The following is a 25292-nucleotide window of genomic DNA, read 5'->3' as shown; positions in this document are numbered from 1 at the left end:
AAAAAATGGGCAAAATACTTGCTGACTACCGTGCAACGCTTTTTGACATCCTCAATATCGACCCGTCATCACACGATGCAACGGCACGCCAGACACGGACGTCCGCTTTTGAGATTTGTCCTATTCCGCTAAATCTGTCAGATAAATAGACTGGTTTTGAGAGGAAACGCTGAACGAGGTCAACGCCTCGCGATGCCACTCAGGCAGTCACGATCCCGCGATTCACGTGCAAACGGCACGCGCCTTCACGCTGGTCAGTCCCCCGCATCTCCCAACGTTTCCCCGTTCGCGCGAGCCACGCCGGTTCGCGGTCTCACGTCAGGAAACGTCATGAAACGCATGCAGATTCTCGTCGCCGCCAGCGCGCTCACGCTGTCGGTTGCCGCCCTCGCGAGCGCCGCCGCGCCCACGAGCAATCCCCTTTCCGAAACGCTTCAGGTTCAGATGCTCGAATACCAGTGGACGCAAGCCGCATCGACGGGCGACCGCCCGGTACTCAACGACCTGCTCGACGATAAGTTCTTCGAAGTATTTCCCGGCGACGTGCGCCGCAGCAAGCGCGAACTGCTGGCCGCCGCCGCGCAGCCGCAAGGCGGCTCGCAGGTGCTTAGGGACGTGCGCGTGCAGGTGCTCGGCGATATTGCCGTCGCGACAGGCATCAACCGCTATACGCCCGCGTCGGGCTACAAGGCGGTCGAATACCGCTTCACCGACGTGTTCGTGAAGCGCGCGGATGGCTGGCGCGTGGCCGCGTCGCGCATGCGCAGAAAAGAAACGGGCAGCATCTGAGGCTGCCCGTCGCGGGAAAAACGTGAGGAAGGGAAATCAGAACGGCTTGATCACAGCAAGCGCCACGGCCGCCAGCATGCCCAGCACCGGCAGTTCGTTGAACATGCGATACCACTTGTCCGATCGCGTATTTTCGCCGCGCTCGAAGGTCTTGAGCAGGCGCCCGCAATACGCGTGATAGAAGATCAGCAGCACCACCACGCCCACCTTCGCGTGGATCCAGCCCTGGCCGCGCCCGATGCCCACCACGAGCCACAGCCACAGCCCGCACAGCAGTGCGGGCACGGCGATCAGCGTCATGAAGCGGTACAGCTTGCGCGCCATGATCAGCAGGCGGTTGATGGCGGCGGGCTCCGTTTCCATCGCGAGATTGACGAAGATTCGCGGCAGATAGAACAGACCGGCGAACCACGAGGCGATCAGCACGATATGAAACGTCTTGACCCAAAGCATCGGTAATCCTTGTTGTTTTTGGGGATGCGCCGCGCTCTACTGGCGGCCTTCGCCGTGGCCGAGCACCACGTATTTCATCGACGTCAGCCCTTCGAGGCCGACCGGGCCGCGCGCGTGCAGCTTGTCGTTCGAGATGCCGATTTCTGCGCCCAGACCGAACTCGAAGCCGTCGGCGAAACGCGTCGAGGCGTTCACCATCACGCTTGCCGAATCCACTTCGCGCAGGAAGCGCATCGCGCGGTCGTGGTCTTCGGTGACGATGGCGTCGGTGTGATGCGAGCCGTACAGGTTGATGTGATCGACGGCCTGATCGAGGTTGTCCACGATCTTGATCGCCAGCACCGGCGCGAGGTACTCGGTGCGCCAGTCTTCTTCCGTCGCGTCCACGAGCGGGCCGATGTTGGCGTCCGCGAGGATCGCACGCGCTGCGGCGTCCACGCGCAGCTCGACGTCCTTGTCGCGATAGAGACGGCCCAGCGGCGGCAGCACGTCGTGCGCGATGCCGCGTGCGACCAGCAGCGTTTCCATCGTGTTGCAGGTGCCGTAGCGATGCGTCTTCGCGTTGTCGCACACGGTGAGCGCCTTCGCGAGATCGGCGCGGTCGTCCACGTAGACGTGGCAGATGCCGTCGAGGTGCTTGATCATCGGCACGCGCGCTTCGGCGATCAGGCGTTCGATCAGGCTCTTGCCGCCGCGCGGCACGATCACGTCGACGAACTCCGTCATGGTGATGAGCTTGCCCACCGCCGCGCGGTCAGCCGTTTCCACGACTTGCACCGCGTCTTGCGGCAGACCCGCCGCCGCCAGCCCTTCGCCGATCAGCTTCGCGAGCGCCGTATTGCATTCGAGCGCTTCGGAGCCGCCGCGCAGGATCGTGGCGTTGCCCGATTTCAGGCACAGCGCCGCGGCGTCGATGGTCACGTTCGGACGCGATTCGTAGATGATGCCGATCACGCCGAGCGGCACGCGCATCTGGCCGACCTGGATGCCGCTCGGGCGGAACTTCATGTTGCTGATCTCGCCGATCGGATCGGACAGCGCCGCGACCTGGCGCAGCCCTTCGACCATCGTGCCGATCGCTTTGTCGGAGAGCGTGAGGCGGTCGATGAAAGCCGCGTCGTGGCCCTTCTCCTTCGCGCGCGCGAGGTCGCGAGCGTTGGCGTCCTTCAGTTGCTGCACGTCGCGCTCGATGGCCTGGGCCACCGCTTCGAGCGCGGCGTTCTTCGCGGCCGTCGAGGCACGCGCCATCGCGCGCGATGCCTTGCGTGCGCGGCGGCCGAGGTCGGTCATGTACTGGTCGATATCCATGATGTCTTCGTGATGCGGCGCGTCCGGCGCGAATGCAGCAAGGCGGCGGGGTGCGCGGTTCAGATCAGGTCAATTTTAAAGGGAACGGGCCAGCTTTGCTGGGCGCGGCGGGATTCAGCGACGTTCAGCGAGGTTCAGCCAGGCGCCGTGATCAAGCCGCGATCGCGCCAGAACGGATGCAGGTGCGGGAGCGGGGACGCCGCGCGTATCGCGCTAGCTGGTCCGACGCCCCGGCCCTGCGGTGCGCGGTCGGGCGGCGGCGGCCGCAGCAGCAGCCGCGGCGGCCGGGTTTGCTGGCGCGGCGCGGCGGGCGTCGCCCTCGCTGCGCGCGCCGGTACGCGGCGGCGGCGCGGTGTCGCGCGGCGCGGCCACCATCATCGCGAGTTCGAACAGGCCATCCCATGCATCGGGCGGCAGCGCATTGCGCCAGTCGCCGCGCGCCTGCCCCGAGAGGCCCTTGACCTGCCGGTCGAGCCGCGCCGCGAGCGCGAGACCGCGCTCCAGCGTCGCTTCGGAAAGGCGCGAAAGCGCCGGCCCGATCAGGCGCTCGCGCGGTCCCCAGACGCGGTTTTCACGCAGCAGCATGGCGAGCGGTTTGCCCGCGCCCACACCGCGCTTGATGCGCAGCAACGTGCGGATTTCCTCGACGACGGCCCACAGCACCAGCACCGAGGCTTCACCCTCGCCCTGCAACCCGTCGAGCATGCGCGCAAGGCGGCCCGCGTCGCCGGTCAGCATCGCTTCGTTGAGCTTGAAGACGTCGTAGCGCGCCACGTTGAGCACGGCGTCGTGAATCTGCTCGAAGCTCAGGACGCCTTGCGGATACAGAAGCCCGAGCTTCTGGATTTCCTGATGCGCCGCCAGCAGGTTGCCTTCGACGCGCTCCGCGACGAACTGCAGCGAACGGCGGCCATCTTCGCCGGGCGCGACGCGCTGGCCCTGCATGCCCAGACGCTGGCCGATCCAGTTCGGCAGCGCGGCGCGCTCGACCGGATCGATCTTGATCGCCACTCCGCCTTCGGCGAGCGCCGTGAACCACGCGGACTTCTGCGTGGCCGCATCGAGACGCGGCAGCGTGACGAGCGTCAGCACGTCGGGATTGCCCGACTTCGCGAGCGTCTTCAGCGCATCCGCGCCTTCCTTGCCGGGCTTGCCGGTCGGAATGCGCAACTCGACCAGTTGGCGATCGCCGAACAGCGACATCGACTGGCTCGCGCCGAGCAGCGCGCTCCAGTCGAAACCGCGCTCGACCGTGAACACCGAGCGGTCGGTAAAGCCCGCGGCGCGCGCGCTCGCCCGGATGCGGTCGCACGCCTCCTGGGCGAGCAGGTGCTCGTCGCCGAAGACGACGTACAGGCCGGCCATCCCCTTGGCGAGGTGCGGCTCGAGTGCGTCCAGTCGCAGTTGCATGAAGAGCGCTTTAGTAGGAGAACAAAAACAGCGTCAGCGCGGGCCGATCCGTGCAGGAATCGACCCGGCGACCGACTGAGCGATCAGAGCGGCGGCGGTGGCAGCGGCGCGCGCGGCGCAACGCCCGGCACGACCTGATCAGGCGTCGGATGCAGCGTCTTGAGCACCGCGAGGCGGCGCGTGAGCTGATCGACCGCGTCGTTCTGCATGTCCGCGAACAGCAGATCCGACTCGGTCACCTTCGCGGTCGAATACTGGTCGCTATAGGTCATCGCGCGGTTCAGCGCGATCGTGCTCGGGCGGATCAGCGGCGAACCGTCCGGCGCCATCAGCGCGTAGTTGAGCGAATAGTTGACCTGGTATTCCTCGACGGCGCCGAGCGAGCTCAGCGTCAGCGTGCTGAAGCCGCGCGATTCGCCCACGCGCAGCACGGCGTCGGCGTTGGCCGTGGAATCGACCACGACCGAATCGCTGCCGCCTTCGATCATGCGCGTGAGGCGCGCCGCCACGGGCGGGGGCGCGCCGACGATGGCAAGGCGCTTGAACGCGTAGTTCTGCTCGCCGCGCAGCTGAAAACCGCACGCCGAGAGCATCAGGGCGCTGCTCGCCACTAACAGGAACGATCTGCGAATCACGTGGACTCCTGGGTTCGCGACAGATTCAGTTCGGCCGGCGCGCGGTGCGTTGGCACGCGCGCGCCGGCCTGGGAGGCACGTCAGACGACGACGTTCACGAGACGGCCCGGCACGACGATGATCTTCTTCGGTGCGCGGCCTTCCGCGAACTTGACGAACATCTCGTGAGCGAGCGCTGCCGCTTCGATCGCGTCCTTCGGCGCATCCTTGGCGACGGTCACGGCGCCACGCACCTTGCCGTTCACCTGGAGCACGAGTTCGATCTCGGCCTGTTCGAGCGCCTGTTCGTCGACCTTCGGCCAGGGCGCGTCGAGCAGCGTGCCGTATTCGTCGGCGTAACCGAGCAGCTTCCACAGTTCGAACGTGAGGTGCGGAACGACCGGATAGAGCACGCGCAGCAGCACGCCGAACGTCTCGCGCTGCACGCCCGCGCCGGCGGTCTTCGCACCGTCGATGGCGTTGAGCATCTTCATCGCCGCCGACACGACCGTGTTGTATTGCAAACGCTGATAGTCGAAGTCGGCCTGCTTGAGCACGCCATAGACTTCGCGGCGCAGCGCCTTTTCGGCGTCCGTGAGCGCGGCGGCGTCGAACGTCGCGCGCGAGCGGATCGCTTCCGCGTTCGTGTAGCCGAACGACCAGACGCGGCGCAGGAAACGGCTCGCGCCTTCCACGCCCGCGCCCGACCATTCGAGCTGCTGCTCGGGCGGCGCGGCGAACATCGTGAAGAGACGCGCGGTGTCGGCGCCGTACTGGTCGATCAGCACCTGCGGATCGACGCCGTTGTTCTTCGACTTCGACATCTTCTCGATGCCGCCCAGCACGACGGCCTGACCGTCGCTGTTGAGCGTCGCGCCGGTCGGACGGCCCTTGTCGTCGTGCGTGACCGTGACGTCGGCCGGGTTATACCAGGTCTTCTTGCCCGACGCGTCTTCGCGATAGAACGTTTCGTTGAGCACCATGCCCTGCGTGAGCAGGTTCTTCGCCGGTTCGCCGAACTTCACGAGGCCGAGATCGCGCGAGACCTTCGCCCAGAAACGCGAGTACAGCAGGTGAAGAATCGCGTGCTCGATGCCGCCGATGTACTGGTCCATCGGCATCCAGTAGTCGGTGCGCTCGTCGACCATGTTCACTGCGTCCGGCGCCGCGTAGCGGTAGAAGTACCACGACGAGTCGACGAAGGTGTCCATCGTGTCGGTTTCGCGCTTTGCGTCGGCGCCACAGCTCGGGCACTTGCAGTTCAGGAACGCTTCCGACTTCGCGAGCGGGTTGCCCGTGCCGTCCGGCACGAGGTCTTCCGGCAGCACGACCGGGAGGTCCTGCTCGGGCACCGGCACGTCGCCGCAGCTCGGGCAGTGGATGATCGGGATCGGCGTGCCCCAGTAGCGCTGGCGCGAGATGCCCCAGTCGCGCAGACGCCACGTGACCTGCTTGTCGCCGTAACCGTGCGCCTTCAGGTCCGCCGCCACGGCGTCGACCGCCGCCGCGTAATTCAGGCCATCGTACTTGCCGCTGTTCACGGTGACGGCACGATCCTTGTCGCCGTACCACTCCTGCCAGCCGTCGAGCGAGTACGTCTCGCCTTCCGCCGCGATCACCTGCTTGATCGGCAGGTCGTATTTCTTCGCGAACGCGAAGTCGCGCTCGTCGTGGCCCGGCACGCCCATTACCGCGCCTTCGCCATAGCTCATCAGCACGTAGTTGCCGATCCACACCGGCACCTGCTCGCCCGTGACCGGATGCGTGACCGTGAAGCCCGTGTCCACGCCCTTCTTTTCCATCGTGGCCATGTCGGCTTCGGCGACGCCGCCGCGCTTGCATTCGTCGATGAAAGGCAGCAGTTCCGGCTTGTCCTGGGCGATGCGCGTGGCGAGCGGGTGCTCGGCGGCGATCGCGCAGAACGTCACGCCCATGATCGTGTCGGCGCGCGTGGTGAACACGCGCAGCAGCGCCTTCTCGCCGTCGAGTTCGTACGGGAAACCGAAGTTCACGCCGAAGCTCTTGCCGATCCAGTTCTGCTGCATGATCTTGACGCGCTCGGGCCAGCCGAGGCCGTCGAGGTCGTTCAGCAGCTCATCGGCGTACTGCGTGATGCGCAGGTAGTACATCGGGATTTCGCGCTTTTCCACCAGCGCGCCCGAGCGCCAGCCGCGGCCGTCGATCACCTGCTCGTTGGCGAGCACGGTCTGATCGACCGGATCCCAGTTCACCGTGCCGGTCTTCTTGTAGGCGATGCCCTTCTCGAGCATCTTCAGGAAGAACCACTGGTTCCACTTGTAGTAGTCGGGCTTGCAGGTGGCGATTTCGCGCGACCAGTCAATCGCGAGGCCCATCGACTGCATCTGGCCCTTCATGTACTCGATGTTGCTGTACGTCCACTGCGCGGGCGGCACGCCGTTGGCCATCGCGGCGTTCTCGGCGGGCATGCCGAACGCGTCCCAGCCCATCGGCATGAGCGTGTTGTAGCCGTTCATGCGCAGATAGCGGTACATCACGTCGTTGATCGTGTAGTTCCGCACGTGGCCCATGTGCAGTTTGCCCGACGGATACGGCAGCATCGAGACGCAATAGAACTTGGGCTTGTCGGCCTTTTCGGCCGTCCGGTAAGCGTCGCTGTCGCGCCATTCGCCTTGCGCGGCGGATTCGACGTCGGAGGGAACGTATTTTTCGAGCATGGTGTGGATGGGGTAACGCGGAATCTGGCGGATTCTGGCCCGATTCAGTTCAAATTCAGGCGGAGTCGGTGCCGGATGCACCGGACCGGTCGTTCGCAGCCGGACTGCGACGCCGGCGGGTGGCGGGCTACGCTGGCTAAACGACCCCGTGATAAGCGGGGAAACGCTGATTATACCGTTGACTGAGCCGGGCTTTCCGCCCGGTTTGACATGAGCGCGCCGGCGCCGGGCGCGGCGTGCCCGCGGCGCGCGACGATCAATGCTGCGCGGGTGCCGGATCGGTCACGAAACCGATGCGCGCGAGGCCCGCAGCCTGCGCCGCGCCCATCACCTGGGCGATGATGTCGTAGCGCGTGTCGCGCGCGGCGCGTAGCTGCAAGTCGGGCTGCTGCGCCTCGGGCGCCTTGCCCGCGTCGGCGAAACGCTGGCGCAGCTCGTCGAGTGAAATGGGCGCGGCGTTCCAGTAGAGCTTGCCCGCGCCGTCGATGGACAGCGTGACGGTCTGCGGCGTCTGCCGCGCGGCCTCGGCGGCCACCTGCGGCAGGTCGAGCCGGATCGCGTGCGTGAACAGCGGCGCGGTGATGATGAAGATGACGAGCAGCACGAGCATGACGTCGATGAGCGGCGTCATGTTGATCTCGGCCATCGGTGCCGAATCGCGCTTCTTTTCGAGTCCGCCGAATGCCATGCGTGCCTCCGTGTCAGCGGCGCGTCAAAGCGCCCCGGCGCGCGTGACGCCTTCGCTGCGAGCGGCCAGCGGGAGATCGCGCGCTGCGGCGCCGTCGTCCGGCGCGCAGGCGTAAGCATGCAGATCGTGCGCGAAGCCGTCGAGATCGTCGGAGATCTGGCGCACGAGGCGGCCGAGCACGTTATAGGCGAGCACCGCGGGAATCGCCACGACGAGGCCGAAGGCCGTCATGATGAGCGCCTCGCCCACCGGGCCGGCCACGTTTTCGATCATCGCCTGGCCGCTCGCGGCAATGCTGCCGAGCGCGTGATAGATGCCCCAGACGGTGCCGAGCAGGCCGACGAACGGCGCCGTGCTGCCCACCGAAGCCAGCAGCACCTGACCGAACTCCAGCCGCCGTTGCGAGCCCTGAAGCGCGCCCCGCAGCGCGCGCAGCACACGCTCGCCGCGATCCACACGGGCCAGCAAGGCGCCGGGCGCGTCGGATTCGACGACTGCGAGCGTCGCTTGCGCGAGCGGCAAAAACACGCGCTCGCGATCGACCGCGCGCATCGCATTCACACCCTCGGCGAGCGAATGCGCTTGCCAGAAGCGCGCCACGGCGCGCGGCCCCTGGCGCTTCGCACGCACCAGCATCCAGCTTTTGACGATCAGAAAACACCAGCTCGCGATCGACATGGCCAGCAACACCCACGCGACCGCGTGGGTGACGGCGTCGCTCGTCTGCAGATAGTGGATGACTCCGGAACTCGCTGCCATCGGCCCTCGTCTCGCGGCGGGACTGCCGCGTTGGTGTCAGGTTCGCTCAGCGCAGGCCGAGCACGTCCTGCATATCGTACAGGCCGCTTGCCTTGTCCTGCAGAAACAGCGCGGCGCGCACGCTGCCTTGCGCGTACGACAGGCGGCTCGACGACTTGTGCGTGATCTCGATGCGCTCGCCGATGCCCGCGAACAGCACCGTATGGTCGCCGACGATGTCGCCGCCGCGAATCGCCGAAAACCCGATGGTCGACGGATCGCGCTCGCCGGTCACGCCGTTGCGGCCGTACACGGCGCAGTCGTCGAGATTGCGGCCGAGCGCGTGCGCCACGGCTTCGCCCATCGCAAGCGCGGTACCCGAGGGCGCGTCGACCTTGTGGCGATGGTGCGCCTCGATGATCTCGATGTCGTAGCCCTTGTCGAAGAACTGCGCGGCGTATTCGAGCAGCTTGAGCGTGACGTTCACGCCCACGCTCATGTTCGCGGCGAACACCACGCCGACCTTCTGCGCGGCGGCGCCGAGCTGCGCCTTCTGCTGCGCGTCGAAGCCGGTCGTGCCGATCACCATCTTCACGCCGTGGCGCTGCGCGGCTTCGAGGTGCACGAGCGTGCCTTCGGGGCGCGTGAAGTCGATCAGACAGTCGCTCTGCGAGAAGACCTGTTCGATGTCATCGGTGATCTGCACGCCGGTTTGCTTGCCGAGGAACGCACCCGCGTCCTGGCCGAGAGCGGCCGAGCCGGTGCGGACGAGCGCGCCCGAGAGCGTGCAGTCAGGCGAGTTGAGAACGGCTTCGATGAGCATGCGGCCCATGCGGCCCGATGCGCCGGCGATTGCGATTTTCATGACGGTCCCTGCAAACGTGAAACTGGCCGAGTCCGCGCACGGGACACACCGCGCGCGGCCACCACCAAAAAACGCGGCGGCCGAAGCCGCCGAGGAGAGGCGCAGCGCGAGGCGCTACGCCCGTACGAATTGTCCGATACGACGCACCGCGCGGCGGACCGCGCGACGCGCTGCGCCGTCGGACCGCGCGATCAGTTGCCCGTGGCCGCGGCGCCCGAGGCGGGCACGGTGGGCGGCGCGGTCAGCGGCGCGTTTTGCGACGGCGGCGGCGGATTCGTGTCGCCGGTGCCTTGTGCGCCCGCGGTCGGACCGACCGGATTCGACGGCGGCACGCCCTGGATCTGCGGCGGCGGCTGACGGCGCAGCTGGACCTGCGAGGGCATCGTGCCGACGTTCGGCGGCAGCGCCGCCGACGTGGGCGTACCCGAGCGCACCGACGGCGTCACGCCGGCCGGCGTTTGCACCGCTTCCGTGGCGCGGTTCGCGGCGGCGGCGGCCTGCGCGTTGGCGTCCTGCGGCAGTTGCGAGGTGGCGGTGCCGAGTTCCGACGACGGCGTGCGCGCCGTGTCGGTGACAGCCGGCGCCGACGCGCCCGGGCTGCCGGCAGCCGGCGCCAGCGACGCAGCCGTGGCGCCCGACGCGCCAGAAGCAGCGGCAGCCGCAGCGGCCTTGGCCTTCTTGCCCGATTTGTCGCCGTCGATTTCGGCGAGCAGTTCCAGATTCGACGGCAGATCTTCGCCGCCCGACCAGCTGGCCACGCGGTCGCCCTCGAACATCACGACGAAGTCGCGCTGCTGGACAACGGCGGTCGAGCCGCGCTTGAAGTAGAAGACGTAGTCCCAGCGGTTCGCGTGGAACATGTCGGTGAGCAGCGGCGTGCCAAGCAGTTGCTTGACCTCGGCGCGCGACATGCCCACATGCATCTGGGCGGCCATTTCGCTCGAAACGAAGTTGCCTTGCACGATGGTGATGCGGTACGGCGTAATGCTCTGCGCGATGCGCTGCGTCACGCCGTCATAGGTCTTGCAGCCCCCGAGGGTTGCGAACGCGGCAGCGGCCAGCAGGGTGCACGCCACGCGGCTGCCGCTCAGACGGCGGCCGATCGTTGTGAATTCTGGAATCATTTCCCTCACCGTGCGGGCTTGTCGCGAAGCCGCGCGTATTCTGTAGAAGTTCGTTCGAAGTTCTGCCGAAAATGCCCGGAACGGCAAAAACGCATTAACATAAGAACCTAGCATTGTACTCCAGGGACTTATCGTCATGACCAATCCAACCGATCTCAAGAACATCGGTCTGAAGGCGACGCTGCCGCGCCTCAAGATCCTGGAGATTTTTCAGCACAGCCCGGTACGCCACCTGACGGCGGAAGACGTGTACCGCAACCTGCTGAACGAGGAGCTCGACATCGGCCTCGCCACGGTCTACCGCGTGCTCACGCAGTTCGAGCAGGCAGGCCTGCTCACGCGCAGCAACTTCGAGTCGGGCAAAGCCGTCTTCGAACTCAACGAAGGCAGCCACCACGACCACCTGGTGTGCCTCGATTGCGGCATCGTCGAGGAATTCTTCGACCCCGAAATCGAGAAACGCCAGCAGATGATCGCCAACGAGCGCGGCTTCAAGCTGCAGGAGCACGCGCTTGCGCTTTACGGCGCGTGCACGAAGGAAAACTGCCCGCACCGCAAGCATTGAGCGTGCTTACGGTATGCCCGGGCCCGCCCGGCATACCGCTCATGCACCGCTTATCGCGGAAAAACGCCACGCTTCGCCGTGGCGTTTTTGTTTTATCCGGTAATGTTTTGCGCGGTCGCGGCAATCATTAGCCAGATTTGCGTGGCGCGCACGCCACGCGACGGCGTAAAAAAACCGCCCCGAAGGGCGGTTTTTCGTCCAGCAAGCGTACTTACTTCGCGTTCGCGAGCGCCACAGCCGTGTCCAGCATGCGGTTCGAGAAGCCCCACTCGTTGTCGTACCAGCTCGACACCTTGACCAGGCGGCCCGAGACCTTCGTGAGCGTCGAGTCGAACGTCGACGATGCCGGGTTGTGGTTGAAGTCGATCGACACCAGCGGTGCGGTGTTGTAGCCCAGGATGCCCTTGAGCGCGCCTTCCGAGGCTTCCTTCATGATCGCGTTGACTTCTTCGACGGTCGTGTCGCGCTTGGCGATGAACGACAGGTCGACGATCGACACGTTGATGGTCGGGACGCGGATCGCGTAACCGTCCAGCTTGCCGTTCAGTTCCGGCAGCACGAGGCCGACAGCCGATGCCGCGCCCGTCTTCGCCGGGATCTGGCTGTGCGTGGCCGAGCGCGCGCGGCGCAGGTCTTCGTGGTACACGTCCGTCAGAACCTGGTCGTTCGTGTAGGCGTGGATCGTCGTCATCAGACCGGTTTCGAGGCCGATCTTGTCGTTCAGCGGCTTGACGAGCGGCGCGAGGCAGTTCGTCGTGCACGATGCGTTCGAGATGACCGTGTCCGAAGCCTTCAGCACGTTGTGGTTCACGCCGTAGACGATGGTCGCGTCGACGTCCTTACCGCCCGGCGCCGAGATGATGACCTTCTTTGCGCCGCCCTTCAGGTGGGCGCTCGCCTTTTCCTTGGTCGTGAAGAAGCCCGTGCATTCGAACACGATGTCGACGCCCAGCTCGCCCCACGGCAGTTCTGCCGGGTTGCGGTTGGCCAGCACGCGGATACGGTCGCCGTTGACGACGAGGTAGTCGCCGTCGACGCTAACTTCGCCCGGGAACTTGCCGTGAGCCGTGTCGTATTGCGTCAGATGCGCGTTGGTCTTCGCGTCACCCAGGTCGTTGATCGCCACGATCTGGATGTCGTGCTTCTTGCCGTTCTCGTAGAACGCGCGAAGCGTGTTACGGCCGATACGGCCATAGCCGTTGATAGCGACGCGAATCGTCATGGTTCATCTCCTGATGGTTAAAAATTCTGAGACGGACGCCGTGCGGCCGCTCCGTTCGCCGTCGCGTGCGAGCGCGACGCTGCGGGGCGCACACGGCAAACGGGCCCGCCGTCTGGTAGGCGGCGAGCCCGTGTGAAGCATGCTTAGTTGTCCAGCGCGGCCTTGGCCGTCGCGACGACGTTCTCGACCGTGAAACCGAAGTGCTTGAACAGCACGCCAGCCGGGGCCGATTCGCCGAAGGTGTCGATCCCGACCACCCCGCCTTCGAGGCCGACGTACTTGCGCCAGAAGTCGGTCTGCGCGGCTTCGATCGCGACGCGGCGCACGCCCTTGGGCAGCACGCGCTCCTTGTACTCGGCGTCCTGACGGTCGAACACGTTGGTCGACGGCATGGACACGACGCGGGCGCCGATGCCTTCGCGCTGCAGCGCTTCGACGGCCTTCATCGCCAGTTCGACTTCCGAACCCGTGGCGATCAGGATGATCTTGCGGCTCGGGATGTCGTCGTTCCAGTCCTTCAGCACGTAACCGCCCTTGGCGATGTTGGCGATCTGCGCATCGGTGCGTTCGTTGAACTGCAGGTTCTGACGGCTGAAGATCAGCGACGACGGGCCTTGATGCGCAATAGACTCGGTCCAGGCCACGGCCGTTTCCACCGTGTCGGCCGGACGCCAGAGCGTCATGTTCGGGATCAGGCGCAGGCTCGGGACCTGTTCGATCGACTGGTGCGTCGGGCCGTCTTCGCCGAGGCCGATCGAGTCGTGCGTGAACACGAAGATCGACGGGCACTTCATCAGCGCGGCGACGCGCAGCGCGTTGCGGCTGTAGTCCGAGAACGTCAGGAAGGTGCCGCCGAAAGCCTTGTAGCCGCCGTGCAGCACGATGCCGTTGAGCGCGGCGCTCATGCCGAACTCACGCACGCCGTAGTTGACGTGGTTGCCCCACTCGATGCCGGCTTCGCCTGCCTTGGCGGCGCGCACGGGCTTCGAAGCCTTCCAGTTCGTGAGGTTCGAGCCGGTCAGGTCGGCCGAGCCGCCGAGCAGTTCGGGCAGCGCTGCGGCGAGACCTTCGATGGCTTGCTGCGACGCCTTGCGGGTCGCGACGGTTTCCTTGCGCGAGTCCGCGCCCGCGACGATCGCGGCAGCCTTCTGCGCCCAGTCGGCGGGCAGCTTGCCGGCCATGCGGCGCTCGAATTCAGCGGCTTCCTGCGGATATTTCGACTTGTACGCGCCGAACGATTCGTTCCATTCGCCTTCGAGCTTCGCGCCCGTGGCCTTCGAATCCCAGTCTGCGTAGACTTCCTGCGGCACGACGAAGGGCTCCCACTTCCAGCCCGCCGCTTCGCGCCACTTGGCGATTTCTTCGGCGCCGAGCGGCGCGCCGTGCACGTCGTGACCGCCGGCCTTGGTCGGCGCGCCGTGACCGATCTGCGTCTTGCAGCAGATCAGCGTGGGCTTGTCCGATGCCTTCGCCTGGGCGATGGCCGCGTCGACGGCGTCGACGTCATGACCGTTCACGTCCGCGATCACGTTCCAGCCGTAGGCTTCGAAACGCTTCGGGGTGTCGTCGTGGAACCAGTGCTCGACGTGGCCGTCGATCGAGATGCCGTTGTCGTCGTACAGCGCGATCAGCTTGTTCAGCTTGAGCGTGCCGGCGAGCGAGCAGGCTTCGTGCGAGATGCCTTCCATCAGGCAGCCGTCGCCGAGGAACACATAGGTGTGGTGGTCGACGATCTTCGCGTCGGCCTTGTTGAACTCGGCGGCGAGCAGCGCTTCGGCCAGCGCCATGCCGACCGCGTTCGCCAGACCCTGGCCGAGCGGGCCGGTCGTGGTTTCGACGCCCGGCGTGATGCCGAATTCCGGGTGACCCGGCGTCTTCGAGTGCATCTGGCGGAAGTTCTTCAGCTCTTCGATCGGCAGATCGTAGCCGGTCAGATGCAGCAACGAGTACAGCAGCATGGAGCCGTGGCCGTTCGACAGCACGAAGCGGTCGCGGTCGTTCCAGTGCGGGTTCGTCGGGTTGTGGCGCAGATGGCGCGCCCACAGCGCGACGGCGATCTCGGCCATGCCCATGGGCATGCCGGGGTGGCCGGAATTCGCTTGCTGAACGGCGTCCATGGACAGCGCGCGGATCGCGTTGGCCATCAACGAGGTGGTAGCGGGGGAGGCGGAGGACGAGGTCGTCATGTCGAGTCCGGGGATCGAGTGCAAAAAGCGGCGTGGGCGGGCAAACGATGAAACGGTTTGCGGATCGCGCACAGCAGCGAGACTTCCGGAAGCTCGGCAAACGCCCGCTCCGGCGCGCGATGCGGCGCCAGGTAGACGCAAACGGCCAGAGCAAACGGACAGGGCTGCAAAGGCGGACATTCTAGCAGATCATGGGGATTTTCCCGGATCGGCAGGAGCAGGATCAAACTCTGGCACGCGGCGATTGGACCCTGTTATGACGCGATCGACGTTGCGTTATGACGCGGCGACGTTGCGGCGCGGCAACTCGGCGGCAATCGGCGGCAACTCGGCGGCAACTCGGCGGCAACTCGGCGGCAACTCGGCGGCAACTCGGCCCCGCCTGCCGGCACACGGCGGCGCCCAGCACGCGGCGGCGGGCCACACGCCAGCCGCCTTTATAATTGCGACAGATGCCGATGTCGCCCTGATTCGCGCCTGCCTGCCGGGTTCGGCCAGCGCACCACGCTCGCCCTGCTCTCCATAGGGTCGCATCGCTTTTAGAAACGAATCCGCACCGATCGCCTCGACTCCGCCGTGACCGCTCCGCTCGTCTTCCGCCCCGCCGCCGACGCCGAATACGGCTTCCCCGGCGCGCGCCTGCTCGCCGCCGCCGATTCGGTCTGGCAGCACATCGAGGTCTGGGACACGCCGCAGCTCGGCTGCCTGTTCACGCTGGACGGCCGGCCGATGACCTCGGCCGGCGACGAATTCATCTATCACGAGTGCATGACGCACGTGGCCGCGCTCACGCATCCCGCGCCGCGCGCGGCGCTCGTGCTGGGCGGCGGCGACGGCGGCGCGGCGCGCCAGTTGCTGCGCCATCCGGGCATCGAGCGCATCGTGGTGGCCGAACTCGATCCGGACGTCGTGCGGCTGACCGGCGACTATCTGCCGGACGTGCGCGGCGGCGCCTTCGACGACCCGCGCGTGGAACTGGTGATCGGCGACGCCGCCGACTTCGTCGCGCGCGCCGCAGAACGGTTCGATCTGGTCGTGTTCGATCTGACGCCGCCCGACTCGCCCGCCGCGGGCCTGTACACTGCCGCGTTCTACGCCGCGCTCAAGCGCGTGATGAACGACGATGCGCTGGTTTCCTTGCATCTGGGCGCGCCGTATCATCACGCCGCGCGCATCGGCGCGCTGCTGGCCGGATTGCGTGGCGCGTTCGCGCGGGTGCGCCCGCTCGGCGCCTACGTGCCGCTTTACGGCGCGTTCTGGCTGATGGCGGTGGCAAGCGACCGTCTCGATCCGATGACGATGGACGCCGCCGCGATCGAAACGCGCCTCGCCGCGCGCCAGATCGAGGAACTGCGCTTCTACGACGCGCAGATCCACGGGGCACTCCTGGTCGCACCCCGGATGGCGCGCGATAAACTAGGCCAATTCCTACAGCTTTAGCAGGTGTGACGTTGGAGAATCGCTGGGTTCCTTACACTTTTTTGCGTACCCGCCGAAATCCGCCCACCCAGGTCCTTGCCCGAACCGAATCTGGAGAGACTCGATGACCCCACCCCGCCCCGCCGGTGTGCCGTGGCTGACGCCGTATCTGACGGTGCGCGATGCGCGCGCCGCGATCGCCTTTTTCGTGGCGGCATTCGGCTTTGCGGTACGCGACAGTGTCGAGGACGACGGCGCGGTCATGCACGTGGAAATGACCTATCACGATCAGCTGATCGTGATGTTTGCGCCCGAAGGCGCGTTCGGCTCGACGGCGCACACGCCCAAAAGCTCGAACACCATCGCTCCCCAATCCTTTTATCTGTATGTCGACGACGTCGACGCGGTGTATGCGCGCTCGCTCGCAGCCGGCGCCAAATCGTTGAGCGAACCACAAGACCAGTTCTGGGGCGACCGTTTCGCCCAGGTCGAGGACCTCGACGGTTACCGCTGGGCGCTTGCCCGCCATTTGTCATGAAGCAATGAGAACCTGTCTTATGCCCCGCTTTTTCGTCGGCAATTCCCTGGAATCCGGCGACGTCTTTACCCTCCCCGACGAAGTCACGCGACACGTTCAGGTGCTGCGTCTGCAACCCGGCGACACGGTCGTGCTGTTCAACGGCATGGGCGGCGAGTTCAGCGCCGAAATCGTCGAAATGGAGCGGCGCGAGGTGCAAGTGCGCGTCGGCCCGTATCGCGACATCGAAACCGAGCCGCCCTACCGGCTCACGCTCGCGCAAGGCATCGCCGGCAGCGACAAAATGGACTGGCTGATCGAAAAGGCGGTCGAACTGGGCGCGACGAATTTCGTGCCGCTCACCACCTCGCGCAGCGTCGTGCGCCTCTCGGGCGATCGCGCCGTGCGCCGCCAGGCGCACTGGCAGCGCATCGTGCAGGCGTCGTGCGAACAATGCGGGCGCAACCGCATGCCGGAAGTCGCGCCCACGCGCGAGATGGGCACCTGGCTCGGCTCGCTGTCGAAAACGCCTGCCGAAGGCGAGTTGCGCGTGCTGCTTTCGCCGCGCGCGAATGTCTCGTTTGCCACCTTGCCGGGCACGCCGCCGCACGGCGAAGTGACCGTACTGGTGGGGCCGGAAGGTGGGTTTTCGTCGCCGGAAGAAGCCGCCGCGCTCGATCACGGCTTTATCGCCGTCGGCCTCGGGCCGCGCATCCTGCGCACGGAAACGGCGGGGATCGCCGTGCTCGCGGCGCTTGCGGCGCGCTGGGGCGGCTGGTAATCCGCTTGCGCAGATAACGCAGACGTCGCCTGAACGGGCGATCGAGCACGTAAAAATGACAAGGCCCGCCGAAAGGCGGGCCTGTGCGTTTGTGTCGCGCGAATGCGACGATGGATGCGCGGCGACCGCGCCAAACCGGTCCGTTCAGGCGAACGAATAAAAGACCCGGAACGGCACGCCGCGCTCGGCCCAATATTCGGATGCCTCGCGGAACACGTCGAGCAGCGTCTCGCGGCCGTCCTTGTCGAACTTCTGCGCGATCGGCAGACCGTCGAGCACGACCACGAAGCCCGGCTGCTCGCCGGCTTTCTGCACCAGATCGGTCAGGCAGTCGTACAGGCCGTCGTAGTTCTTGCCGAAATGCTTCGGAAACAGAAACGACGTGGCAATGGTCTCCAGCACTTCCTGCTTGGTCAACGCATTGGCGCAGAACGCATACAGGAAATGCTGCTTCAGACGCTCAGCCTCGTCGGCGAGATCCTGCACGCGGAACGCGCGGATCGACTGGACGATGTTCGGCCTGACGGTCGAAAACAGGCTCATGGCCGCCTCGTTCGATGAATGCGCCTCGTCCGTGTGCACGCTGCCGTGCTGCTGATCCTCGCGTTGCTGATCGTCCTGCTTCATCTGCATGACGCGCTGGAACAGGTTGCCCTCGCCGGACGCGAACAGATCGCTCGCGACCCGCGGGTCGTGTGCGTAAGTGTTATCGCTCATGCCGCTCTTCCCGGTGTCATTCAACAATTCGCTTAAAACTGGCGTAGTGGTCGTCGGAGTAATAGCAGTTGTCGGTATGCCTGAGCGGCCCGCCGCAGACGATGCGCCGTGCGCCGCGATTGCGCGCATGCGGCGTGGGGACGGTGTACTCGTGATAGAAGCCGCGCCGGTGATGCGGCAACTGCCGCTCGAAATTGCCGAACACGACACCGTCCTTCTCGTACGGATAAGGCCCGCCCTCGCCGATCAGACCCAGCGTGGCAACCGCCTCGCGCGGCAACTCGCCCACGTTGACGGTTCCGACCGGCACGTCGGCCGCGTTGCCGCCGGATTGCTCCCACGACGAACCGCGCGCCGCCGCGCCTTGCGCGAACGCCAGCGCCGCCACCAGAAAAAAGCCCGAAACCGCGCGCCCAAGCCGACCGGCAGCGCCGCCGGCGCGACCGCGAAATGCTCTTGGGGAACAAGGATTTACTCGAACCTGACTGGTCGATGCGACGCCATCTTGCGCGCGATTTTCGTCAGGCAGTCCTATGCATGCCATCTGCGCACCATTTATGGATTTCCGCCCCAAGTTTTATCTTGGGGATTACGCGTTCGACGACCATGAAAGATGTAAGGGTATCGCTAATGGGACCTGGAAGCAATCGCAGCCAGGCGCCGATACCACACCGTTGACCCCGCACAAGCGGCAAACCGGTAATTATTACAACACTGAAAAGTGCAAAAAAACGGCGCGCCGGAAGCCCGGACGCGCCGTTTCGGGACTGCCGCCGAGGCGGCCAATCCGTGGTCCTATCGTGACACTTCGCGTGACATCGCGCGTGACACGCCGCGCAAAACTTAACGCGCCGCGTTCACATCCGCGACCAGCAGCGCCGTCATGTTGACGATGCGGCGCACCGTGGCCGACGCCGTCAGCACGTGCACCGGCTTGGCCGCGCCCAGCAGGATCGGCCCGATGGCGATGTTGTTGCCGGCCGCCGTCTTCAGCAGGTTGTACGAGATGTTGGCCGCATCGATGTTCGGCATGATCAGCAGGTTCGCCTCGCCTTCGAGCGTCGACTCCGGCAGGATTTCCTGGCGCAGATTCGCGTCGAGCGCGACGTCGCCGTGCATTTCGCCGTCAACCTGCAGATCGGGCGCGCGCTCCTGGAGAATTTCCAGCAGGTCGCGCATTTTCTGCGCGGAAGGCGCGTTGCTCGACCCGAAGTTCGAATGCGAGCACAGCGCGATCTTCGGCTCGATGCCGAAGCGGCGCACTTCTTCCGCCGCCATGATCGTGATTTCGGCGAGCTGCTCGGGCGTGGGATCGACGTTCACGTGCGTGTCGACGATGAAAATCTGGCGGTTCGGCAGCACCAGCGCGTTCATGGCGGCGAACACGTTGCAGCCCGTCTTCTTGCCGATCACCTGGTCGATGAAGTGCAGATGGCGGTGCGTCGTGCTGACCGTGCCGCAGATCATGCCGTCGGCTTCGCCCTTTTCCACCAGCATCGCGCCGATCAGCGTGGTGCGGCGGCGCATTTCGAGCTTGGCCATTTGCGGCGTGATGCCCTTGCGCGCCATCAGCTTCGCGTAGGTCTGCCAGAAGTCGCGATAGCGCTCGTCGTGATCGGTATTGACGACCGTGTAGTCCTGACCCGCGACCAGACGCAGCCCGTAGCGCGCCATGCGCTGCTCGATCACCGCCGGGCGGCCGATCAGGATGGGCTTCGCGAGCTTTTCGTCGACCACGATCTGCACCGCGCGCAGGATGCGCTCCTCTTCGCCCTCGGCGAACACGATGCGCTTCTTCTCCGGCTCCACGGCGCGCGCGAGCTGGAAGATCGGCTTCATGGTCGTGCCGCTGTGGTAGACGAACTGCTGGAGGTGCTGTTCGTAGGCGTCCATGTCCTCGATCGGACGCGTGGCGACGCCCGCGTCCATCGCCGCCTGGGCGACCGCCGGCGCGATCTTCACGATCAGGCGCGGGTCGAAGGGCTTCGGAATCAGGTATTCGGGGCCGAACTGCAGATCCTGAATGCCGTAGGCCGTGGCGACGACGTCGCTCTGCTCCTGGCGCGCCAGTTCCGCGATGGCGTTCACGGCGGCGATTTCCATCTCGCGCGTGATCGTGGTCGCGCCCACGTCGAGCGCGCCGCGGAAGATGAACGGGAAGCACAGGACGTTGTTCACCTGATTCGGATAATCCGTGCGGCCCGTGGCGAGCACGGCGTCCGGGCGCACTTCCAGCGCCAGTTCCGGCAGGATTTCAGGCGTGGGGTTCGCGAGCGCGAGAATCAGCGGCTTCGCGGCCATCTGCTTGACCATGTCCTGCTTGAGCACGCCGCCCGCGGAGAGGCCGAGGAAAATGTCGGCGCCTTCGATCACTTCGGCGAGCGTGCGCGCCTCGGTTTCACGGGCGAAACGCTCCTTGTCCGGGTCCATCAGCTCGGTGCGGCCCTTGTAGACCACACCCGCGAGGTCGGTCACGAAAATGTTTTCGAGCGGCAGGCCGAGGTCGACCAGCAGATCCAGACACGCCAGCGCTGCCGCGCCCGCACCCGAGGCCACGAGCTTGACCTGCTTGATGTCCTTGCCGACGACCTTCAGGCCGTTGGTGAACGCCGCCGCCACCACGATGGCCGTGCCGTGCTGGTCGTCGTGGAAGACCGGAATCTTCATGCGCTTGCGCGCTTCGCGCTCGACGATGAAGCATTCCGGCGCCTTGATGTCTTCCAGATTGATGCCGCCGAAAGTGGGTTCGAGCGCGGCGATCACGTCCACGAGCTTGTGCGGATCCGACTCGTTCAGCTCGATGTCGAATACGTCGATGCCCGCGAACTTCTTGAACAGCACCGCCTTGCCTTCCATCACGGGCTTCGAGGCGAGCGGCCCGATGTTGCCGAGGCCCAGCACGGCCGTGCCGTTCGACACGACGCCGACGAGATTGCTGCGCGCCGTAAAGCGCGCGGCGTTCAGCGGATTCTCGACGATCGCCTCGCACGCGAACGCAACGCCCGGCGAGTACGCGAGCGAGAGGTCGCGCTGGTTGATCATTTGCTTGGTCGGCGCGATCGCGATCTTCCCGGGGGTGGGAAACTCGTGATAGTCGAGGGCGGCTTCGCGAAGCTTGTTCGTGGCGGAATTCGACATGGGAGGCAGGGCGTGAGTGCGGATTAGAATGACAGTTCGAACGCGAATGTGCCCGATTGTAGCGCCATTCCCCAGCAGGATTCCTTTCAGTTCAGGCGCAGCTGCCGCGACCGCCATGGAGACAAAGCCGCGCCGGCGGCCCGCTCAGCGGGCTCGCCATTCATTCGTCATACACCTTTCGTCATGCTTTCCGAGTTCACCCTGATCGACCATTATTTCGCGCGGCGCGCACGAGAACACACACGCCGCGCCGCGCTCGGCATTGGCGACGATTGCGCGCTGATCGCGCCCGCGCCAGGCGAAATGCTGGCCGTCTCCACCGACATGCTGGTCGAAGGCCGCCACTTCCTGCCCGACGTCGATCCCCACGCGCTCGGCCACAAGACGCTCGCCGTCAATCTCTCCGACCTCGCGGCGATGGGCGCGAAGCCGCTCGGCTTCACGCTCGCGTTCGCGCTGCCCAAGCCGCGCGAGGACTGGCTCGCCGCCTTCAGCGCGGGCCTCTTCGAGCTGGCCGATCTGCACGACTGCGAGCTGGTCGGCGGCGACACCACGGCCGGGCCGCTCAATCTCTGCATCACCGTGTTCGGCTCGGTGCGGCAGGATGTCGCACTTCGGCGCGACACCGCCCAGCCCGGCGACGACGTCTGGATCTCGGGCACGCCCGGCGACGCGCGCGCGGGTCTCGCGGTGTTGCGCAACGACTGGCCGCAAATGCCCGTCGACGCCGCCGATGCCGCATATTTCCGGCGCGCGCTCGAATATCCGCAGCCGCGCGTGGCGCTCGGTCTCGCGCTCGCGGGCGTGGCGCGCGCGGCGCTCGACGTGTCGGACGGGCTGGCCGGCGATCTGCGGCACATCCTCGAACGCTCGCGGGTGGGCGCCGCCATCAACGTGGACGCGCTGCCGGTCTCGCCCGCGCTCGCGCGTCTGCCGCGCGAGCTTCAGGTGCAATGCGCGCTCGCGGGCGGCGACGACTACGAACTGTGTTTCACCGCCGCGCAAGCCCGGCGTGACGATGTCGAGGCGGCGGCGCAACAGGCCGGTGTGCGCGTGACGCGCATCGGTACAATAACTTCGCCTCAAGGCGGGATCGGCGCGAATCAGGACGCGCGGCCCGCGATCGCCTGGCACGACGCCGCCGGCGCGCCGCTCAACCTGACGTTGCAAGGCTTCGATCACTTCCATGCAGACTGACTCCACGCCCTCGCCCGCCGGCAACGGTGCGACGCATGCCGATGCGCCCGGCGGCGCTTCGGAGCCGCCCTCATCGCTGACCTCGCTGCCCGGGGCCGAAACCGCAAGCACGCCGAAAGGCCCGCGCCGCGCCGATGCGCCTTTCATGCTCACGCATCCGCTGCACATCGTTTCGCTCGGCTTCGGCTCGGGCCTCTCGCGGCTCGCGCCGGGGACGGCCGGCACACTGTTCGCGTGGGCCGCGTTCGAAGTGCTCAACCGCTATCTGAGCGTGCTCGACTGGGGCGTGCTCATTATCGGCGGCTTTCTCGCGGGCATCTGGATCACCGACTTCACGGCGAAGAAACTGCGCAGCGACGATCCCTCGTCGATCGTCTGGGACGAAATCGTCGCGTTCTGGCTCGTGCTGCTGATGGTCACGCCGATCGAATTCACCGGCAAGCTCTGGGCCTTCGTGATCTTCCGTTTCTTCGACATGGTGAAGCCGCCGCCCATCCGCTATTTCGACCGGCGCTTCAAAGGCGGCTTCGGCATCATGATCGACGACCTCGTGGCCGCCTTTTTCACGCTGCTCGTGATCGCGCTCTGGCGCATGTCGGTCTGATTTTTCGCGTCGCTCCCCCACCCTCGGCCACCGCCACGGACACACCGCCATGCCCACCGATTCCGTCGTCCACCAACTCGCGATCCGCGCCGGCAACAAGCTGCGCGACGCGCGCCTGATGCTCGCCACCGCCGAGTCCTGCACGGGCGGGATGGTCGCCGCCGCCATCACCGACATCTCCGGCAGCAGCGGCTGGTTCGAGCGCGGTTTCGTCACCTACTCGAACCAGGCGAAAACCGAAATGATCGGCGTGCCCGCCGAGATGATCGACAAACACGGCGCGGTGAGCGAACCGGTCGCGCGCGCGATGGCCGAAGGCGCGCTGCGCAACAGCCGGGCACAGGTTTCGCTGGCCATCACCGGCATTGCCGGTCCGGGCGGCGGCACGCCGGAAAAGCCGGTCGGCATGGTGTCGTTCGGCTGGAGCAACCGGTTGCACACGAACGTCGAGACGCTGGTTTTCAAAGGCGATCGCGACCAGATTCGCGTGCAGGCCGCCGCGCACGCGCTGCGCGGGCTGCTGGCGCTGATCGACGAACAGGAACGCTGACGAAGCGCGAATGCCCACGCCCGCGCGTGGCCGGACTCGCCCACCAGGAGACGCATGCCATGACGCAACCGACTACCCCGTCCACCGCGACGACGAGCGGCGCGGTCGAAGAACTGATTCGCCGCTTCGGACTCGAACCGCATCCCGAAGGCGGTTACTACAGCGAGACCTATCGCTCCGACAAACTGGTGTTGCGCGACGGCGGCAACGACGCGGACGGCACGCGCGCGGCATCGACCGCGATCTATTTCCTGCTCGCCGACGGCGCCTATTCCGCCTGGCACCGCATCCGTTCCGACGAACTCTGGCATTTCTACGCGGGCACGCCCATCGAGATCCATTCGATCGACGAGCGCGGCGTGCTGTCCACGCGCAAGCTCGGCCACGCGCTCGATCATCCGGGCACGGTGTTCCAGGCCGTGGTGCCGGCGGGCCACTGGTTCGCCGCGCGCTGCGTGAATCCGTCGAGCTGGGCGCTGGTGGGCTGCACGGTCGCGCCGGGCTTCGAATTCAGCGAATTAGAAATCGCCGACGTCGATGCGCTGCTCGAGCGCTATCCGCTGCATCGCCCGATCATCGAACTGTTCCGCAAGCCCGCGGCGGCGGCGAAAAAAGCGTGAGCGCATAAAAAAAGCGGCGTGCCCGAAGACACGCCGCAAATCGCCCTACATCCTCGGGCGGCGCTGCGCGCGCCGCCCGGCTCACACCCCGCTCAGCGCGTGCGAACGCACGCTTACTTCGCGGAGATCTCCACGCGCCGGTTGGGCGCGAGACATGCCACCACCGCCGGCGTCGCCGTCTTGCCCGGACACGACTTGACCGGATTCGACGCCCCGCGCCCGTTGATCTCGAAACGCTGCGCCTTCACGCCTTGTGCCTGCATCTCGCGCATCACCGCCGCCGCACGCTGATTCGAGAGGCGATCGTTGTGCGCGGCCGAACCGAAACGGTCCGTGTAACCGGTGATGCCGACCACGCCCAGCACCGCGCCCGACTCGCGCCACTGCTGCGCGAGCAAGGCGACCTGACGATGGCCTTCGGGCTTGAGCACGGCGCTGTCGAAATCGAACAGCGCGTCGGCCGACAGCGAGACCGGCTTCACGACCGGCGCGACCACCGGCACGACGACAGCCGGAGCGGGCGGCGGCACGCACTGATCAAGCTCGCCGTTCACCTTCTGCGCGAGTTTCTGCGCGCGCTCGATGGCGTCCCAGCCGTGCACCCAGCGCGTGCCATGCGTTTCGTCCTGTTCCTTCCAGGCTTCGTCGGTGAGCGCGCGCAGACGGCCCGCGTCCTCGCCCTTGCACGGCGACTGATCGGCGCGCTGGTTGGTGCGCTCGATCTCCTGCAAGGCCTTCACCCACTTCTCGCGCGTCTCGACGGGCGGCCAGTTCTTCTGGCCGTAGACCGGCTGAAACGGCACGCTGCCGTCGATATAGTGGCGCCCGTTGTTGAGCGCGCGCGCCGCCGCATCGTTGTAGACCTTCGAGACGAGCACATGGCTGTCCTGACGATCCGCGATTTCCAGCCAGCCTTCGGCCAGACCGCGCTGATACGGATCGGCGAGACGTTGCGCGGCGGGCATGAGCGCTTCGGCGTCGCTGCCCACGCCGGCAAACGCCGGAGCGCTCGACAACGCGGACAACGCCGTGGCCAGCGCGCCACATAGCAATAGTTTCTTCATGACTTCAATCTCCGTGCCCGCCACGGC

Annotated in this window: 24 protein-coding genes; 9 read left to right on the top strand and 15 right to left on the bottom strand. The window is 66.2% G+C overall.

All coding sequences use genetic code 11. The annotated features are described in order from the left end of the window. Window positions 1-330: 330 nt before the first annotated feature. Window positions 331-789 carry a nuclear transport factor 2 family protein gene (locus SB764_RS18160; protein WP_065065148.1) on the top strand — a complete coding sequence of 153 codons (459 nt, stop codon included), beginning with the start codon at window positions 331-333 and terminating at the stop codon, window positions 787-789. 36 nt (window positions 790-825) lie between these two features. Here the strand turns inward: SB764_RS18160 and SB764_RS18155 are convergent, their stop codons facing one another. From SB764_RS18155 to SB764_RS18115, 9 genes are all read right to left on the bottom strand, one after another. Next, the gene (locus SB764_RS18155) at window positions 826-1242 is read right to left on the bottom strand and encodes a CopD family protein (RefSeq protein WP_065065149.1); all 417 of its coding nucleotides are present in this window, start codon (window positions 1240-1242) and stop codon (window positions 826-828) included. A gap of 36 nt (window positions 1243-1278) precedes the next feature. Then, entirely contained in the window at window positions 1279-2550 is a 1272-nt protein-coding gene (locus tag SB764_RS18150) for a glutamate-5-semialdehyde dehydrogenase (protein ID WP_065065150.1), read from the bottom strand. Between the two features lie 213 nt (window positions 2551-2763). Continuing rightward, window positions 2764-3960, bottom strand: a complete 1197-nt coding sequence (gene holA, locus SB764_RS18145) for a DNA polymerase III subunit delta (protein ID WP_110325426.1) — start codon at window positions 3958-3960, stop codon at window positions 2764-2766. 83 nt (window positions 3961-4043) lie between these two features. Next, window positions 4044-4595 carry an LPS assembly lipoprotein LptE gene (gene lptE / locus SB764_RS18140; RefSeq protein WP_321852817.1) on the bottom strand — a complete coding sequence of 184 codons (552 nt, stop codon included), beginning with the start codon at window positions 4593-4595 and terminating at the stop codon, window positions 4044-4046. A gap of 80 nt (window positions 4596-4675) precedes the next feature. Continuing rightward, window positions 4676-7270 (bottom strand): leucine--tRNA ligase, encoded by a 2595-nt coding sequence (gene leuS, locus SB764_RS18135; protein ID WP_321919728.1) that lies wholly within the window; start codon window positions 7268-7270, stop codon window positions 4676-4678. A 256-nt stretch (window positions 7271-7526) separates the two neighbouring features. Further along, window positions 7527-7958 (bottom strand): ExbD/TolR family protein, encoded by a 432-nt coding sequence (locus tag SB764_RS18130; RefSeq protein WP_065065153.1) that lies wholly within the window; start codon window positions 7956-7958, stop codon window positions 7527-7529. Between the two features lie 24 nt (window positions 7959-7982). After that, window positions 7983-8717 carry a MotA/TolQ/ExbB proton channel family protein gene (locus SB764_RS18125; protein ID WP_410864252.1) on the bottom strand — a complete coding sequence of 245 codons (735 nt, stop codon included), beginning with the start codon at window positions 8715-8717 and terminating at the stop codon, window positions 7983-7985. A gap of 46 nt (window positions 8718-8763) precedes the next feature. Beyond that, a complete protein-coding gene (gene dapB, locus SB764_RS18120; RefSeq protein WP_065065155.1) occupies window positions 8764-9561 on the bottom strand; it encodes a 4-hydroxy-tetrahydrodipicolinate reductase in 798 nt (265 codons plus the stop codon). 191 nt (window positions 9562-9752) lie between these two features. Then, complete coding sequence (locus tag SB764_RS18115) at window positions 9753-10685, bottom strand: outer membrane protein assembly factor BamE (RefSeq protein ID WP_065065156.1); 933 nt, start codon at window positions 10683-10685, stop codon at window positions 9753-9755. A gap of 136 nt (window positions 10686-10821) precedes the next feature. Here SB764_RS18115 and fur point away from each other — a divergent pair, with 136 nt between their 5' ends. Continuing rightward, window positions 10822-11250, top strand: coding sequence for a ferric iron uptake transcriptional regulator (fur, locus tag SB764_RS18110; protein ID WP_065065157.1), 429 nt, complete (start codon window positions 10822-10824; stop codon window positions 11248-11250). 211 nt (window positions 11251-11461) lie between these two features. Here the strand turns inward: fur and gap are convergent, their stop codons facing one another. Continuing rightward, window positions 11462-12472, bottom strand: a complete 1011-nt coding sequence (gene gap, locus SB764_RS18105; protein ID WP_065065158.1) for a type I glyceraldehyde-3-phosphate dehydrogenase — start codon at window positions 12470-12472, stop codon at window positions 11462-11464. Between the two features lie 143 nt (window positions 12473-12615). After that, window positions 12616-14658 (bottom strand): transketolase, encoded by a 2043-nt coding sequence (gene tkt / locus SB764_RS18100; protein ID WP_074981522.1) that lies wholly within the window; start codon window positions 14656-14658, stop codon window positions 12616-12618. Between the two features lie 576 nt (window positions 14659-15234). On the opposite strand from tkt, the gene speE reads away from it, so the two are divergent. The 3 genes from speE to SB764_RS18085 all read left to right on the top strand — a co-directional run bounded on the left by speE (window position 15235) and on the right by SB764_RS18085 (window position 17375). Next, a complete protein-coding gene (speE, locus tag SB764_RS18095; RefSeq protein WP_176080365.1) occupies window positions 15235-16098 on the top strand; it encodes a polyamine aminopropyltransferase in 864 nt (287 codons plus the stop codon). A 103-nt stretch (window positions 16099-16201) separates the two neighbouring features. Beyond that, window positions 16202-16615, top strand: coding sequence for a VOC family protein (locus SB764_RS18090; RefSeq protein WP_065065161.1), 414 nt, complete (start codon window positions 16202-16204; stop codon window positions 16613-16615). Window positions 16616-16634: 19 nt separating this feature from the next. Beyond that, window positions 16635-17375 carry a 16S rRNA (uracil(1498)-N(3))-methyltransferase gene (locus SB764_RS18085; protein WP_065065162.1) on the top strand — a complete coding sequence of 247 codons (741 nt, stop codon included), beginning with the start codon at window positions 16635-16637 and terminating at the stop codon, window positions 17373-17375. Between the two features lie 144 nt (window positions 17376-17519). Here SB764_RS18085 and SB764_RS18080 read toward each other — a convergent pair whose 3' ends face one another. The 3 genes from SB764_RS18080 to SB764_RS18070 form a co-directional block, all read right to left on the bottom strand. Continuing rightward, window positions 17520-18092, bottom strand: a complete 573-nt coding sequence (locus SB764_RS18080) for a barstar family protein (RefSeq protein ID WP_065065163.1) — start codon at window positions 18090-18092, stop codon at window positions 17520-17522. A 16-nt stretch (window positions 18093-18108) separates the two neighbouring features. Beyond that, on the bottom strand, window positions 18109-18480 hold the full coding sequence (locus SB764_RS18075; RefSeq protein WP_373681568.1) for a ribonuclease: 372 nt from the start codon (window positions 18478-18480) through the stop codon (window positions 18109-18111). A 455-nt stretch (window positions 18481-18935) separates the two neighbouring features. Beyond that, window positions 18936-21230, bottom strand: coding sequence for an NADP-dependent malic enzyme (locus SB764_RS18070; protein ID WP_065065164.1), 2295 nt, complete (start codon window positions 21228-21230; stop codon window positions 18936-18938). Between the two features lie 183 nt (window positions 21231-21413). Here SB764_RS18070 and thiL point away from each other — a divergent pair, with 183 nt between their 5' ends. The 4 genes from thiL to SB764_RS18050 are packed head-to-tail and all read left to right on the top strand — an operon-like array spanning window position 21414 to window position 24201. Beyond that, a complete protein-coding gene (thiL, locus tag SB764_RS18065) occupies window positions 21414-22427 on the top strand; it encodes a thiamine-phosphate kinase (RefSeq protein ID WP_065065165.1) in 1014 nt (337 codons plus the stop codon). Beyond that, window positions 22417-23031, top strand: a complete 615-nt coding sequence (locus SB764_RS18060) for a phosphatidylglycerophosphatase A (protein WP_410864247.1) — start codon at window positions 22417-22419, stop codon at window positions 23029-23031. Before thiL ends, SB764_RS18060 begins: the two co-directional genes overlap by 11 nt. A gap of 49 nt (window positions 23032-23080) precedes the next feature. Then, complete coding sequence (locus SB764_RS18055; RefSeq protein ID WP_065065166.1) at window positions 23081-23581, top strand: CinA family protein; 501 nt, start codon at window positions 23081-23083, stop codon at window positions 23579-23581. A 59-nt stretch (window positions 23582-23640) separates the two neighbouring features. After that, window positions 23641-24201: a cupin domain-containing protein gene (locus SB764_RS18050; protein WP_410864245.1), complete on the top strand. Its 561-nt coding sequence runs from the start codon at window positions 23641-23643 to the stop codon at window positions 24199-24201. Window positions 24202-24314: 113 nt separating this feature from the next. On the opposite strand, the gene SB764_RS18045 is transcribed toward SB764_RS18050, so the two are convergent. Next, window positions 24315-25265 carry an OmpA family protein gene (locus tag SB764_RS18045; protein ID WP_074981515.1) on the bottom strand — a complete coding sequence of 317 codons (951 nt, stop codon included), beginning with the start codon at window positions 25263-25265 and terminating at the stop codon, window positions 24315-24317. Window positions 25266-25292: the final 27 nt, after the last annotated feature.

Origin of the sequence: Paraburkholderia sp. SIMBA_027 (genome assembly GCF_046535315.1) — a bacterium.
Lineage (GTDB): Bacteria > Pseudomonadota > Gammaproteobacteria > Burkholderiales > Burkholderiaceae > Paraburkholderia > Paraburkholderia tropica.
This window is presented reverse-complemented; position numbering and strand designations above follow the sequence as displayed.